The 13,882-nt window shown below is 74.0% G+C and carries 14 protein-coding genes and 1 riboswitch; of the genes, 12 read left to right on the top strand and 2 right to left on the bottom strand.

Going from position 1 to position 13,882, the window contains the following annotated elements; genetic code table 11:
* Positions 1-32: 32 nt before the first annotated feature.
* Positions 33-638, bottom strand: a complete 606-nt coding sequence (locus FM051_RS12795) for a LysE family translocator (protein ID WP_158843142.1) — start codon at positions 636-638, stop codon at positions 33-35.
* 176 nt (positions 639-814) lie between these two features.
* Between FM051_RS12795 and FM051_RS12790 the strand changes: the two genes are divergently transcribed.
* Positions 815-1,537, top strand: coding sequence for a serine protease (locus FM051_RS12790; protein ID WP_158843141.1), 723 nt, complete (start codon positions 815-817; stop codon positions 1,535-1,537).
* Positions 1,538-1,557: 20 nt separating this feature from the next.
* Positions 1,558-2,043 carry a GNAT family N-acetyltransferase gene (locus tag FM051_RS12785; RefSeq protein WP_158843140.1) on the top strand — a complete coding sequence of 162 codons (486 nt, stop codon included), beginning with the start codon at positions 1,558-1,560 and terminating at the stop codon, positions 2,041-2,043.
* Here FM051_RS12785 and FM051_RS12780 read toward each other — a convergent pair.
* Positions 1,997-3,175: an 8-amino-7-oxononanoate synthase gene (locus FM051_RS12780; protein ID WP_162470703.1), complete on the bottom strand. Its 1,179-nt coding sequence runs from the start codon at positions 3,173-3,175 to the stop codon at positions 1,997-1,999. The two genes, FM051_RS12785 and FM051_RS12780, sit on opposite strands and share 47 nt — an antisense overlap.
* Positions 3,176-3,211: 36 nt before the next feature.
* Between FM051_RS12780 and FM051_RS12775 the strand changes: the two genes are divergently transcribed.
* From FM051_RS12775 to FM051_RS12730, 10 genes are all read left to right on the top strand, one after another.
* Positions 3,212-4,450 carry a cytochrome P450 gene (locus FM051_RS12775; RefSeq protein WP_202918810.1) on the top strand — a complete coding sequence of 413 codons (1,239 nt, stop codon included), beginning with the start codon at positions 3,212-3,214 and terminating at the stop codon, positions 4,448-4,450.
* 37 nt (positions 4,451-4,487) lie between these two features.
* Positions 4,488-4,605, top strand: a riboswitch (cobalamin riboswitch).
* 36 nt (positions 4,606-4,641) lie between these two features.
* Positions 4,642-6,606, top strand: a complete 1,965-nt coding sequence (locus FM051_RS12770) for a putative cobaltochelatase (protein ID WP_158843139.1) — start codon at positions 4,642-4,644, stop codon at positions 6,604-6,606.
* A gap of 10 nt (positions 6,607-6,616) precedes the next feature.
* Complete coding sequence (gene cobO / locus FM051_RS12765) at positions 6,617-7,231, top strand: cob(I)yrinic acid a,c-diamide adenosyltransferase (RefSeq protein WP_158843138.1); 615 nt, start codon at positions 6,617-6,619, stop codon at positions 7,229-7,231.
* Positions 7,228-8,601, top strand: coding sequence for a cobyrinic acid a,c-diamide synthase CobB (locus FM051_RS12760; RefSeq protein ID WP_158843137.1), 1,374 nt, complete (start codon positions 7,228-7,230; stop codon positions 8,599-8,601). The genes cobO and FM051_RS12760 overlap by 4 nt, the downstream gene beginning before the upstream one ends.
* Before the next feature lie 65 nt (positions 8,602-8,666).
* Complete coding sequence (locus FM051_RS12755; protein ID WP_158843136.1) at positions 8,667-9,779, top strand: cobalt-precorrin-4/precorrin-4 C(11)-methyltransferase; 1,113 nt, start codon at positions 8,667-8,669, stop codon at positions 9,777-9,779.
* Between the two features lies 1 nt (position 9,780).
* A complete protein-coding gene (locus FM051_RS12750) occupies positions 9,781-10,623 on the top strand; it encodes a hypothetical protein (RefSeq protein WP_158843135.1) in 843 nt (280 codons plus the stop codon).
* Positions 10,620-11,879, top strand: coding sequence for a cobalamin biosynthesis protein (locus tag FM051_RS12745; RefSeq protein WP_158843134.1), 1,260 nt, complete (start codon positions 10,620-10,622; stop codon positions 11,877-11,879). Before FM051_RS12750 ends, FM051_RS12745 begins: the two co-directional genes overlap by 4 nt.
* 102 nt (positions 11,880-11,981) lie before the next feature.
* Positions 11,982-12,773 carry a S1 family peptidase gene (locus FM051_RS12740; RefSeq protein ID WP_158843133.1) on the top strand — a complete coding sequence of 264 codons (792 nt, stop codon included), beginning with the start codon at positions 11,982-11,984 and terminating at the stop codon, positions 12,771-12,773.
* A gap of 72 nt (positions 12,774-12,845) precedes the next feature.
* Positions 12,846-13,121 (top strand): hypothetical protein, encoded by a 276-nt coding sequence (locus FM051_RS12735; protein WP_158843132.1) that lies wholly within the window; start codon positions 12,846-12,848, stop codon positions 13,119-13,121.
* A gap of 10 nt (positions 13,122-13,131) precedes the next feature.
* Positions 13,132-13,854, top strand: coding sequence for a PIG-L deacetylase family protein (locus tag FM051_RS12730; protein WP_158843131.1), 723 nt, complete (start codon positions 13,132-13,134; stop codon positions 13,852-13,854).
* Positions 13,855-13,882 lie beyond the last annotated feature (28 nt).

The following is a 13,882-nucleotide window of genomic DNA, read 5'->3' as shown; positions in this document are numbered from 1 at the left end:
CCCGCACGCCGGGCTTCGGGTGCCGTGTCGATCTACAGCACGAGCCCGATCGACATGGTCAGGAACACCGCCGCGCACACCGCGTCCAACGCCGTGGTCACGCCGGGACGGCGCAGCGATCCGGCGACGCGCGCCGCGGCCACCACGATCGTCAGCTCCCACAGCGCGGCCAGCCCGAGGAACACGGCGGCGAGCATCCCGAGCTGGAACGCCGGGTCGCCGGCGCCGATGAACTGCGGCAGGAACGCCAGCGAGAACAGCAGCATCTTCGGGTTGGTGATGTTGGTCAGGAACCCCTGCCGGAACGGCCGGGGCGCGACCGCCACCGCGTCGCCCGCCGAGCGCCGCAGCAGCCCGCGCGTGATCGACACCGCAAGGTAGAGCAGGTAGGCCGCGCCGATCCAGCGCAGGCCGGTCAGCACGGTCGGGTAGCGGGCGATCACCACGCCCAGGCCCGAGATCACCAGCGCCACCTGCACGAAGGCCGCGGTGTGGATACCGGCCAGCGCCAGCAGCCCGGCGCGGGTGCCGGACCGCATCGAGGTGCGCAGCAGGAGGAAGGCGTCCACGCCCGGCGTCAGCACGACCACCGCGCACGCGATCAGGAACGCCGGCAGCTGACTGAAGTCCAGGTGCATGGAAACCCCCCTCATGATCCGGACAGATCGCCGTGATCTGCCTCACTGGCCGTTGAATCTTCGGCGCTACAGCATCGTAACAACGAATTTTCCTGTGTTCATCCCTCGCGGACTCCCGATGGGTCGCTCCGCTACGGTCGGTGCCCGTTCGCCCACACGTCGTAGAGAGGTGCTCCATGCGCATCGGCTCGCCCGTCCTCGCCGTTCTCGTGCTGGTGCTGTCCGCGCTGCCCGCGGACGCGATCGTCGGCGGGCGGGAGGCGCCCGTGACGCCGTGGGCGGTGGCGCTGTTCGACGCGGCGGGCAACTTCTTCTGCGGCGGCGCGCTGGTCGAGCCGGACAAGGTCGTCACGGCCGCGCACTGCACGGTGGAGCGCACCGCCTTCGGTGTCCGGGACCGGCTGCCGGCCGACCTGACCGCGGTCGCCGGCCGCGCCGACCTGGACTCCGGGGCCGGTCGGGCGGTGGAGGTCGCCGCGATCTGGCGGCACCCGGACTTCACCGAGGTGTCCGCCGGTCACGACGTGGCCACGCTGACCCTCGCCGCCGCGTTGCCGTACCGGCCGATCCGGATCGGCGACGCCGGGCCGGGGCCCGCGTCGGTCTACGGCTGGGGCCGGACCGGTGAGCTGCGCGCGCCGAGCCGGACGCTGCACGAGGTCGACGTGCCGATCCGCACGGACGCCGAGTGCGCCGCGGCCGTCCCCGACTACCGGCCGGGCGGGATGCTGTGCGCGGGCTACCCGGAGGGCGGCAAGGACGCCTGCGAGGGCGACTCCGGCGGTCCGCTCACCGTGGCCGGCGAGTTGGTCGGCGTGGTCTCCTACGGTCGCGGGTGCGCGCGCCCGGACCAGCCCGGCGTCTACACCCGGCTGAGCCGGTACCGGGACCGAATCTGAGACTGTGGTACCACGGTGCGGTGCGCTCACATCCGTACCCGGCGACGTTGCGCCGGCAGTGGTCGGCCGACCTGACGACGGACCAGCTCTACGCCGTGCTCAAGCTGCGCGTCGACGTGTTCGTGGTGGAGCAGAACTGCGTCTACCCGGAGCTGGACGGTCGTGATCTGCAGCCGGGCACCCGGCACTTCTGGCTGGAGGTCGAAGGGTCACCACCGTCGGTGGAGCCGACGACCGGACCACGGCCCCAGGCGTACCTGCGGCTGTTGGAGGAGCCCGACGGGACGTTCCGCATCGGCCGGGTCTGCACGGCCCGCGCCGCCCGCGGTCGCGGCTACAGCCGCCGGCTGATGGAGGCGGCGCTGGCCGAGGTCGGTCAGGTGGAGTGCGTGCTGGACTCGCAGACCTACGTGGCCGACTTCTACGCGTCGTTCGGTTTCGAGCCGCAGGGTGCGGAGTTCATGGACGACGGGATACCGCACCTGCGGATGCGCCGGTCTCCGTGATCACCCGCACGGCGCGTTCGACGTCCCCCTCGGACAGGTCGGCGCGGGCGGTCAGCCGCAGCCGGGAGATCCGGTCGGGTACCGACGGCGGCCGGAAGCAGCCGACGACCACGCCCCGGGCGCGGCACGCCTCGGCCCAGTCGAACGCCGCCTCCGGTGACGGCGCCTGCACCGACACGACGGCCGCGGTCGGCGTGCTGACCCGCAAACCCTTCTCCTTCAACCGGAACGCGAGGTCCTGGGCGATCTCCAGGGCGCGCGCGGGCCGTTCCGGCTCGTCCCGCAGGACCTTCAGCGCGGCCAGCGACGCCGCCGCGCTGGCGGGCGCGAGCCCAGTGTCGAAGATGAACGTGCGCGCGGTGTCGACCAGGTGCCTGATCACCCGGCTGGGGCCGAGCACCGCGCCGCCCTGCGCGCCGAGCGATTTGGACAGCGTCACCGTGGTCACCACATCGGGTGCTTTCGCCAGGCCCGCCGCGTGCACCGAGCCGCGTCCGCCGTCGCCGAGGACACCGAGGCCGTGCGCGTCGTCCACGATCAGCGCCGCGTCGTGCTCACGGCAGGCGGCGGCCAGTTCCGCCAGGGGCGCGAGGTCGCCGTCCACGGAGAACACCGAGTCGGTCACCACCAGCGCCCGCCGCTTCCCGCGCGTGGCCAGGGCGTGCGTGACCTGCGTGACGTCGCAGTGCCCGGCCACCACGACGTCCGCTTTGGACAGTCGGGTGCCGTCGATCAGCGAGGCGTGGATGTGCTGGTCGGCCACGATCGCGGTGCCCGGACCGGACAACGCGGTCAGCGCGCCCAGGTTCGCCGCGTAGCCGGAGGAGAACACCAGCGCGGACTGCGCGCCGCAGAAGTTCGCGAGCTCGTACTCCAGTTCGGTGTGCAGCTCGGTGGAGCCGGTGACCAGCCGCGACCCGGTGGATCCCGCGCCCCAGCGCAGCGAGGCCGCGGCGGCGGCGCCGGTCACCCGCTTGTCGCGGGCCAGGCCGAGGTAGTCGTTCGACGCCAGGTCGAGGTTCGTCGAGTCCGCCGGGCGTGGCCGGACCCGGCGGGCCAGACCGGCTTTCGCGCGGGCTTCGGCACGCGTGTCGATCCAGTCGAACACCGAGTCACCTGTGCGCACACTCACGCCGGCAGTGTCGCATCCGGCGGCTACCGTGCCGGCGTGGACCTCTTCCAGTCCGGGCCGGACGACCTGCGCTCGCTGCGGGAGAACGCGCCGGTCCACCGGGACGAGCGCACCGGGTTGTGGCTGGTCAGCCGCTACGACGACGTGCGCGCGGTGCTGGCCGACCCGCGCCGGTTCCGCCCGGACAACGCGTTGACCGCGGTGATCGGGATCCCGAGCCCGGTGCTGCGGGAGCTGGCCCGCGCCGGGTTCTCGCTGCCGCCGACGCTGGCCAACAACGGCACCGACACGCACGCCGGCCTGCGGCGACTGGTCGCCCGGTTCCTCACCCCGGCCCGCGTCGCGGCGATGGCGCCGCGGATCGCGCGGCTGGCCGGGGAGCGGCTCGACCGGTTGAGCGGGCACGCCGACCTGCACCCGGCGTTGGCCCGCGACCTGCCCGCGATCGTGTTGCTGGAGGTCATGGGCATCCGGGATGTGGATGTCGACGCTTTGAAGGCCTGGAGCACGGCGTCGTTGGAGCTGTTCTGGGGTGACGTGACGGTGGCGCGGCAGCACGAGCTGGCCCGGCCCGCCGCCGCGTTCCACCAGTGGCTGACCTCGCGGATCAAGGCCGCCGACCCGCGCGGTGACGACCTGTTCGGCGCGTTGCGGGCGGAGGACGTGCCGATCCGGGACGCGGCCGGGCTCTGCTACTTCCTGCTGATCGCGGGCCAGGAGACGACGACCCAGCTGCTGTGCGCGGCGTTCCACGCGGTGCTGCGGCACGACGCCGACGATCGGGCCGGCGACCTGTGGTCCCGGCTGGGCGAACCCGGTATGGCCGCGGCGTGCGTGGAAGAGGTGCTGCGGCGTGATCCGCCGGTGAACACGTGGCGGCGGATCACCGCCGAGCCGGTCACGCTCTCGGGTGTCGACCTCCCGGCGGGCGCGCCGTTGCTGCTGATGCTCGCGGGCAGCGGCTCGGACCCGGAGGTCTTCGGCGAGCCCGAGCGGTTCTGCCCGGCCCGGCCGAACGTCCGCAAGCACCTGGCGTTCGGCTACGGCAGGCACTTCTGCCTCGGCGCGGGCCTGGCCCGGCTGGAGGCGGAGGTGGTGCTGCGGGAGACCGCGCGGCGGTTCCCGAACCTGCGCCTGGCCTCGACCGAACCGCCGCCGGTGCTGGGCCTGCTGTCGTTCCGCGCGCCGTTGAGCGTGGAGGTCGAGCTGGGGGACCACCGCGGGCCGCACCCGTCCCGGGAAGAGAGGGTGATCACGTTCGCCCCGGTGGGCTGACCCGAGGACTTGGAGCCCGACCGGCGAAGTGCGACGATGCCCAGGCTGTAGAGGGGGTGCGCGAGGAAGCCGGTGCGAATCCGGCACGGTCCCGCCACTGTGACCGGGCCTTGGGATCCGGGAGTCAGGAACTCGACCCCCGACTCATCGACCGGACACGGGCGTGGACACCCGAGGAAGGACACCGCCGCATGGGCGCGCGTTTCCCCTTTTCCGCAGTCGTCGGCCACGACGACCTCCGCACGGCTCTGCTGCTCAACGCCGTGCACCCCGCCATCGGCGGGGTGCTCGTCCGAGGTGAGAAGGGGACCGCGAAGTCGACCGTGGTCCGCGCGCTCGCCGCGCTGCTCCCCGAGTTGGACGTGGTGCCGGGCTGCCGGTTCGGCTGCGACCCGGCGGTGTCGACCGACTGCCCGGACGGGCCGCACGGCCACGGCTCGCAACGGCGCCCGGCCCGGCTGGTGGAGCTGCCGGTCGGCGCGACCGAGGACCGGTTGATCGGCTCGCTCGACCTGGAGCGCGCGCTGACCGAGGGCGTCCGCGCCTACCAGCCCGGTCTGCTGGCCGCCGCGCACCGGGGCGTGCTGTACGTGGACGAAGTGAATCTGCTGCACGACCACCTCGTCGACCTGCTGCTCGATGCCGCCGCCATGGGCCGTGCGCACGTCGAGCGCGAAGGCGTGTCCGTGTCGCACGCGGCGTCGTTCCTCCTGGTGGGCACCATGAACCCGGAGGAGGGCGAGTTGCGCCCGCAGCTGCTGGACCGGTTCGGCCTCACGGTCGCGGTCCGGGCCGCCCGTGACGTGACGACCCGTGCCGAGGTCGTGCGGCGGCGGTTGGCTTATGAGGCCGATCCGGAGGGGTTCGCCGCCCGCTGGGCCGGTGCGGACGAGGAGTTGGCACGGCGGATCGTCGCCGCGCGCGATCGGCTGAAGGGCGTGGCGCTGCCGGACTCGGAACTGCGCCGCATCGCCGGGATCTGCGCGGCGTTCGAGGTGGACGGGATGCGCGCGGACCTCGTGGTCGCCCGCACCGCGACCGCGCACGCCGCCTGGCGCGGCGCCGCCGAGGTGGCCGAGGAGGACGTCGAGGCCGCCGTCCGGCTGGCGTTGCCGCACCGCAAGCGCCGCGACCCGTTCGACGAGCCCGGCCTGGAGGAGGAGCAGCTCAACGACGCCCTCCAGCAGGGCGCGGAAGCCGCTCAGGAACCCGACGACGGCCCCGAAGGACCGGAGGGGCCGGAAGGTCCGGACGATGACGGTGGCGGTTCCTCGTTGCCCGGTGAGCCGCCGGAGTCCACTCCGGACGGTCAGGGTGGCTCGGGTTCGGCCGAACGGTCGCACGCACCCGCGCCCGCGTTCCGGGCCAGGTTGTTGCAGGTCCCGGGTGTCGGCGAGGGTGCTCCGGGCAAGCGTTCACGCGCCCGTGCCCGCACCGGCCGGGTGGTCCGGTCGTCCACTGTGGACGGCGCGGGCCTGCACCTGGTCGGCACGCTCGGCGCGGCGGCGCCTCACCAGGCCGCACGGGGCCGCAGCGGTCCCGGCCTGGAACTGCGCGGCACCGACCTGCGGCTGTCCGTGCGCGAGGGCAAGGAAGGCAACCTCGTGCTGTTCGTGGTCGACGCGTCCGGCTCCATGGCCGCCCGGCAGCGCATGTCGGCGGTCAGCGGCGCGGTGATCTCCCTGCTCCGCGACGCCTACCAGCGGCGCGACAAGGTCGGCGTGGTGACGTTCCGGGGCCGCGAGGCCCACGTCGCCCTGCCGCCCACGAACTCGGTCGACGCGGCCGCGGCCCGGCTGCGGGACCTGCGCACCGGCGGCCGGACGCCGTTGGCCGACGGTCTGCTCCGCGCACGCCGCGTGCTGGAGACCGAACGGGTCCGCGACCCGCGCCGCCGACCGCTGCTGGTGCTGCTCACCGACGGCCGTGCGACGGCCGGCGGCACGGGCGGCGACCCGATGCGTGACGCGTTGCGCGCGGCCGGGCTGCTGGCGGCCGATCGCGTCGCGTCCGTCGTGGTCGACTGCGAGCACGGCCCGATCCGGCTCGGCCTGGCCGCACGGGTGGCCGGCGCGCTGGAGGCGGCGTGCCTGCGCCTGGAAGAACTGTCCGCCGACCAGGTCGCCGGCGTCGTGCGCGCCGCACGAGCCGCGTAGGAGCGTCGAAATGCCCCAAGGTCAACCGTCCGTCGTCCCGAACGACGGCCTCAGCACCAGGCAGCGCCGCAACCGGCCGCTGGTCGTGCTCCACACCGGCGAGATGAAGGGCAAGTCGACCGCCGCGTTCGGTCTCGCCCTGCGCGGGTGGAACCAGGGCTGGTCCATCGGCGTCTTCCAGTTCGTGAAATCAGCCAAGTGGAAGGTCGGCGAGGAGTCGGCGTTCCGCGCGCTCGGCCGGCTGCACGAGCAGACCGGCGAAGGCGGCCCGGTCGAGTGGCACAAGATGGGCGAGGGCTGGTCCTGGACCCGCAAGCAGGGCACCGAGGACGACCACGCCGCCGCCGCGCGCGAGGGCTGGCGGGAGATCGCCCGCCGACTGGCGGACGAGGAGCACGGCCTGTACGTGTTGGACGAGTTCACCTACCCGATGCACTGGGGTTGGGTGGACGTGGAGGAAGTGGTCGAGACTCTCCGGAACCGGCCCGGCCACCAGCACGTCGTCATCACCGGCCGGTACGCGCCGGACGAACTCGTCGAGGCCGCCGACCTGGTGGTGGAGATGACCAAGGTCAAGCACCCGATGGACGCGGGCCAGAAGGGGCAGAAGGGGATCGAGTGGTGAACCGGCTGGTGGTCGCCGCGCCCGCGTCGGGCAGCGGCAAGACCACCGTGGCCACCGGCCTGATGGCGGCGCTGCGCCGCGCGGGCGACAAGGTCGCCCCGTTCAAGGTCGGCCCCGACTACATCGACCCCGGCTACCACTCGGTGGCCACCGGCAGGCCGGGCCGCAACCTCGACCCGGTCATGGTCGGCGACCACCGGGTGGCGAGCCTGTTCGCGCACGGCGCCCGCGGCTGCGACCTGGCCGTGGTGGAAGGCGTGATGGGCCTGTTCGACGGGCGGGTGGACACCGAGGGCATCGGGTCCACCGCGCACGTCGCCAAGCTGCTGTCCGCGCCCGTGCTGTTCGTGGTCGACGCACGGGGCCAGAGCCGCAGCCTCGCCGCCCTGCTGCACGGGTTCCGCGGCTACGACCCGACCGTGCGACTCGGCGGCGTGGTGCTCAACCAGGTCGGCTCCGCCCGGCACGAGCACGTGCTGCGCGGCGCGTGCGCCGAGGTGGGCCTGGAAGTGCTCGGCGTGCTGCCGCGCGACGACAAGTTCGCGCTCCCGTCCCGGCACCTGGGCCTGGTCACCGCCGCCGAGCACGGACCGGCCGCCACCGCCGCCGTCGACGCGATCGCCGAGGCGGTCGCCCGGCACGTCGACCTGGACGCGGTGCGCCGGCTCGCCGCCGAGGTGCCCGCGATGGCCGTGCCCACCTGGGACCCGCGCACCGAGGTCGAGCCGGTCGAGGGCGCGCCGACGATCGCCGTCGCGGGCGGCGCGGCGTTCACCTTCGGCTACGCCGAGCAGGTCGAACTGCTGGAGGCGGCGGGCGCGGACGTCGTCGTGGTCGACCCGCTGCGCGACGAGGCCCTGCCCGAGGGCACGGCGGGACTCGTGCTGCCCGGCGGGTTCCCCGAGCAGCACGCCGCCGAACTGTCCGCCAACGAGAAGCTGCGCGCCGCCATCACCGCCCTCGCCCGCGGCGGCGCACCCGTGCACGCCGAGTGCGGCGGCCTGCTGTACCTGGCGAAATCCCTGGACGACGCGCCGATGTGCGGCGTGATCGACGCCGAAGGCGCGATGACCCCACGCCTCACCCTCGGCTACCGCGACGCCGTCGCACCCCAGGACTCCGTGCTGGTCCGCGCGGGCACCAGGATCACCGGGCACGAGTTCCACCGCACCGCGCTCAGCGTCCCGCACGGCGCGAAACCGGCCTGGCAGTGGCGCGGCCACGACCTGCGCCCGGTGGCCGAGGGATTCGTGCTCGGCCGCGTGCACGCGTCATACCTGCACACGCACCCGGCGTCCGCGCCGGAGGCCGTCACCCGCTTCGTCCGCGCCTGCGCGACCGGGTCCGTGCGCTTCGAGGCCACTCGATAGTGGATCGTGCTCGCGCGGTACGGTCCTGGCCCACCAAGCCGAACACGTCGTGGGGAGCAGTTGTGATGACTGGTCGGGTCTCCTTCGTGGGCGCCGGTCCCGGCGCCGCCGATCTCATCACCGTGCGCGGCGCGAAGCGGATAGCCGAGGCCGACGTCGTGCTGTGGGCGCCCAGCGTCGTCGAGGCCGAGTGCGTGCGCGAGCACGCCCGCCCCGACGCCGAGCTGGTCGACTTCTCCCGGGTCGCCGAGGCCGACGTGGTCGAGGTGTACCGGCGGGCGTCGGCGGGCAAGCTCAAGGTGGTGCGGCTGCTCGCGGGCGACCCGGCCCTGTGGGGCGGCCTGCGCGACCAGCAGGACGCGTGCCAGCGGCTCGGCCTGGAGACCGACGTCGTGCCCGGCGTGTCCCAGGTGTCCGCCGCGGCGGCCTCCGTCGGCCGCGAGCTGACCACTTCGGACATCGCCCAGTCGCTCCTGCTGGCCGGTCCCGAGACCGTCGAGCACATCGAGGAGTTCGCCGCGCACGGCACCACGATGGCGATCTCCGCGTCGGGCGCGCGCACCGGTCTGCTGGTCGAGCGGCTGCGCGCCGGCGGTTACGCCGACGACACGCCGGTCGTGGTGGCGTACAAGGTTTCCCTCCCGGACGAGACGGTCGCGCAGACCACGCTCGGCGAGCTGGAGGCGTGCGTCAAGGAGCACAAGCTCTACCGCACCACGCTGTTCCTGGTCGGCAAGGTGCTCGCGCAGCCCGCGTCCCGCCGCCGTTCCCCGGTGGTCGAGGGCGACGATCCGGTGCGCCGGGCGCGGCCGTCGAAGTGGTCGAAGCGCGCGAGCCGTCCGGTCCCCAAGTCGTCGGAAGCGGAGCCGCCGGTCGCCAAGTCGTCGTCGGTCGCCGCGTGGTCGGCCGTGCACGACTGGCAGGAGACAGCGCGCACCAAGCGTTCCGCGCAGGTGAAGCCGAAGGCCGAGCCGGTCGGCGAGCCGGTGCTGGAACTGGTCACCGGCGTGCCGGACCAGGTCGACGTGCCGGTGGAACCGGCGCCTGCCGAACCGGCGCCGAAGCCGAAGCCCGTGGTCGCCGCCGCGGCGAAGCGCAAGCCGGCCACCGTGCAGGCGAGCACGACGCCGCGCAAGCCGACCGCGGCGCGGGCCAAGAAGAACAAGCGCGCCAACTGACATGGACGTCGTCGCGCTGCACCGGTTCGTCACCGGGGCCGGCCGCTCCTGGGCCGACGTGACCGTCGTGGACGCCGAGGCGCACGGCCTGCGGCACGCGCTGAACGTGTGCCGGGCGCGTCCCGCCGTCGTGGTGTCCGGCGCCGACCCGGCGGAGCTGGCCCGCGGCCTGGCCGGGTGGCGCCGCACGCTCGTGGTCGAGTCCGCCGCCGGCCTGTCCACTGTGGACCCGGCGGACGCGGTGGCGCGGCCGTGGTCGGAACCCGGCGCGATCCTGTGCCTGGCGGAGCAGAACTTCACGCCCACCTCCGACGGCTGGGCGCTGCCGGACGACGATTTCGCGCACCGCGAGGGCATGATCGCGGTCGCCGAGGTGCGGGCCCTGGTGCTGGCCCGGCTCGCACCGCGCCCCGGCGTGCTGATCTGGGACGTCGGCGCGGGCCCCGGCGCGATCGGCGTCGAGTGCGCCCGGCTCGGCGCGGCGGTCGTCGCGGTGGAACGCGACCCGGTGCAGTGCGTGCGCATCATCGCCAACGCCTCCGCGCACGGCGTGGACGTGCGCGTGGTGGAGGCCGAGCTGAGCGCCGCCGGCGAGCTGCCCCGCCCGGACGCGGTGTTCGTCGGCGGTGGCGGCGTGGACGTCGTGCGGCGCTGCGTGCGGGCGGGCGCCCGGCGGGTCGTGGTGGCGACCCCCGACCTGGACCGCGTGCTGCCCGCGCGGGATGCGCTGCTGGAGGCCGGCTACGAGGTCGAGGGCAGCCAGCTGTCCGCCGCGCGGCTGACCGGCGGGACGTTGCTGGCCACCAACCCGGTGACCGTGCTGTGGGGGAGGAAGAAAGCGTGATCGGGGTGTTCGCCGCCGGCGAGCGCGGGCGGCGGGCCGCGGTCGAGTTGGCCGGGTTCCTCGGGCCCGACGCGGTGGTGCCGGACGGGCCGGTCGGGCCCGCGCTGCGGGCGTTGTGGCCTCGGCTGGGGTCGGCGGTGTTCTTCCTCGGCACGGCGGCGACCGTGCGGCTGATCGCGCCGTTGCTGCGGGACGAACGCGCCGATCCGGGCGTGGTGTGCGTGGACGGCGGGTTCGCCGTGGCGCTGCTGGGCGGCGCGGACGCGTTGGCCGAACGGGTCGCGGACGTGGTCGGCGCGCAGGCGGTGACCACGTCGGCGTCGGCGGACTCGCCACTGGACGAGCTGGTGGAGCTGCTGGACGCCACCGTGGAGGGTGACCTGGCCGGGTGCGGCGAGGCGGTGCGGCTGGGTGAGCCGGTGCTGCTGGCCAACCCGCTCGGGTTCCCGCTGCCCGCGCTGCCGGACAACGTCGTCGACCACGGGCACGAGACGGCGTGGACGGTGCTGGTGGACGACCGCGTGCCCAAGGGTCCGCCGAAGGACCGCGTGGTGCGGGTCGTGCCGCGCACCCTCGTCGTGGGCGTCGGGTCGAGCACGGGGGTGTCGGCGTCGGCCGTGTCGGCGGCGTTGGCGCAGCTGCAGGACAAGCGCGGGCTGGACCTGCGCGCCATCCGGGCGTTCGCCACGCTGGACCGCAAGGTCGCCGAGCAGGGCATCGCGGACGCGTTGGAGGACTGGGGTTTCTGGCACGACTCGACCACCGCGCCCCTGCTGGCCTACCCCGGCGAGGAGCTGGCGGTGATCCCGGTGCCGAACCCGGCGGAACTCGCCATCGGCATCCCGAGCGTGGCCGAGGCGGCGGCGCTGCGCGGCGCGGTGGAGCTGTCCGGCGGCGGCCGGGTGGAGATCGCGGCGGAGAAGGTGAAGGGCGTCGGGGTCACGGTCGCCGCCGCACGCGTGCTGCCGCGCGGCCGGTTGGCGCTGGTGGGCCTGGGTCCGGGTGACGCGGACGAACGCACGCCGCGCGCCGAAGCGGAGTTGCGGCGGGCGTCGGTCGTGGTCGGCAGCGCCGAGTGCGTGGCCCAGGTGCGGCACCTGCTGCGGCCCGGCACGCGGGTGCGGGCGGACGGCGCGGTGCGGCTGGCCGAGGCCGGCGCGGCGGTGGCGTTCGTGGACGCCGGCGCGGGACCGGTTGTTGCCGGGCCGATTCGCGCGGATGTCATCCGCGTGACGGGCGTCACTCGTCAACTGTGAAGTCGGCCTGGCCCTTCGAAAGGCGGTTGTCGGTTTCGTCGTCTTGGTCCTAGCTGGAGGTGCGCCGCGAACACGGCGCATCCCTGCCCTGGAAGGATCGACATGGCGAAAACCCTGCATCGCCTGATCACCGCGTTGGCCGTGGCCGTGGCCGCGGTCGGTCTGATGACCGTCGCGCCCGCCTCGGCCGACACCTCGTCCGACACCGGTGTGTCGCCGTACATCGTCGGCGGCTCACGCGTGTCCACCAGCACGTACCCGTGGGTCGTGTACCTGGCCAGCAGCTCCGGCAGCCAGTTCTGCGGCGGCACGCTGGTGCGGGCCAACAAGGTCGTCACCGCCGCGCACTGCGTGGTCGGGCGCACCCCGTCCAGCACCCGCGTGGTGCACGGCCGCGACGACAAGCAGAGCACGGCGGGCACCGTGGCCACGGTGACCTCCATCTGGCGGCACCCGAGCTACACCACCGCCACCTCCGGTTACGACGTCGCGGTGCTGACCCTGGGCACCAGCATCAGCTCCACCTACCTGCCGCTGGCCACCCCGTCCGACACGGCCCTGTACGCGGCGGGCACGAGCAGCCGGATCTACGGCTGGGGCACGACGTCGTCCGGCGGCTCGGCGTCCCGCTACCTGCTGGGCGCGACCGTGCCGCTGACGTCCGACTCCACCTGCCGGACGGCGTACTCGCAGTACAGCCCCACCTCGATGGTGTGCGCCGGCTTCCCGCAGGGCGGCGTGGACACCTGCCAGGGTGACTCGGGCGGCCCGCTGGTCGCGGGCGGCAAGCTCATCGGCGCCACCTCGTGGGGCCGTGGCTGCGCGGGCGCCGGCTACCCCGGCGTGTACGCGCGGATCGCCTCGTACTACTCGGTGATCAACGCGCAGCTGTAGTTCACCCGCGACGTGCCCACGACCGGGTGGTTTCCCGGTCGTGGGCACGTCCGGTGTGTTCGATCCGGTGGCGTGCGACACCTACTCGCGATGCTGATGGTCCTGTTGGTCGCCCCGGGCGTGGCGTCCGCCTCGGATACGGGCTTGTACGCCTGCGGCACGTCGGTCCGGGGAAACGCGGCCAACGGGTGGTGTGCGGGTTCCGGGACGTTCCGGGTGGTCGCGGCCTGCGAGGACGAGGGCGGCCGGTTCGCCCGAAGCCCGTGGACGACGATCTCCGGCGGCGGCGGCACGGTCGGCGTCTCCTGCTGGTCGAAGGCCGTGGGCGCGGAGATCGAGGAGGCGTAGCGTCGGCGGCATGTCGGACCTAGCGGACCTCGAGCCGGTGCCGGAGGACTGGGAGCGTGCGTTGGCGGTGGTCGCCCACCCCGACGACCTGGAGTACGGGGCGTCCGGCGCGATCGCGCGCTGGACCGCACAGGGCAAGCACGTCGCGTACGTGCTGGCCAGCCGGGGTGAGGCGGGGATCGACACCCTGCCGCCCGAGGAGACCGGGCCGCTGCGGGTGCGGGAGCAGATCGCCGCTGCCGCCGTCGTCGGCGTGGACGTGGTCGAATTCCTCGACCACGCGGACGGGGTGATCGAGTACGGCCTGCCGCTGCGCCGCGACATCGCCGCCGCGATCCGCCGGCACCGCCCGGAGGTGGTGATCACCGGGAACCACCACCCGACGTTCCCCGGCGGGTTCCTCAACATGGCCGACCACCGGGCCGTCGGCCAGGCCGTGATCGACGCCGTCCGGGACGCCGCGAACCGGTGGGTGTTCCGCGACCTCGACCTGGAGCCGTGGGGCGGCGTGCGGTTCGTCGCGGTCAACGCCTCGCCGCACTCCGGGCACGCGGTGGACCTGACCGGCACGTTCGACCTGGGTGTGGCGTCGCTGCGGGAGCACAAGGCGTACCTGGCGGCGTTGGGCGGCGACATGGGCGACCCGGAGGTGTTCCTGCGCCAGGCGGCCGAGCAGGCGGGTGCCAGGTTCGGCGGAGGGCTCGCCGCGGTGTTCGAGGTTCTCGTGATGTGAAGCACCCTGGGAAGCACCCCGGTTGGAC

Origin of the sequence: Saccharothrix deserti (genome assembly GCF_009769385.1) — a bacterium.
Lineage (GTDB): Bacteria > Actinomycetota > Actinomycetes > Mycobacteriales > Pseudonocardiaceae > Actinosynnema > Actinosynnema deserti.
Note: the sequence above shows the minus strand (reverse complement) of the source record. Positions and strands in the feature narration are given on the sequence as shown.

Bases quoted from the DNA above. Each gene is read 5' to 3' on its own strand.
- FM051_RS12795 (WP_158843142.1), bottom strand. From the start codon at position 638: ATGCACCTGGACTTCAGTCAGCTGCCGGCGTTCCTGATCGCGTGCGCG.
- FM051_RS12790 (WP_158843141.1), top strand. From the start codon at position 815: ATGCGCATCGGCTCGCCCGTCCTCGCCGTTCTCGTGCTGGTGCTGTCC.
- FM051_RS12770 (WP_158843139.1), top strand. From the start codon at position 4,642: ATGGGCGCGCGTTTCCCCTTTTCCGCAGTCGTCGGCCACGACGACCTC.
- cobO (WP_158843138.1), top strand. From the start codon at position 6,617: ATGCCCCAAGGTCAACCGTCCGTCGTCCCGAACGACGGCCTCAGCACC.
- FM051_RS12755 (WP_158843136.1), top strand. From the start codon at position 8,667: ATGACTGGTCGGGTCTCCTTCGTGGGCGCCGGTCCCGGCGCCGCCGAT.
- FM051_RS12750 (WP_158843135.1), top strand. From the start codon at position 9,781: ATGGACGTCGTCGCGCTGCACCGGTTCGTCACCGGGGCCGGCCGCTCC.
- FM051_RS12740 (WP_158843133.1), top strand. From the start codon at position 11,982: ATGGCGAAAACCCTGCATCGCCTGATCACCGCGTTGGCCGTGGCCGTG.
- FM051_RS12730 (WP_158843131.1), top strand. From the start codon at position 13,132: ATGTCGGACCTAGCGGACCTCGAGCCGGTGCCGGAGGACTGGGAGCGT.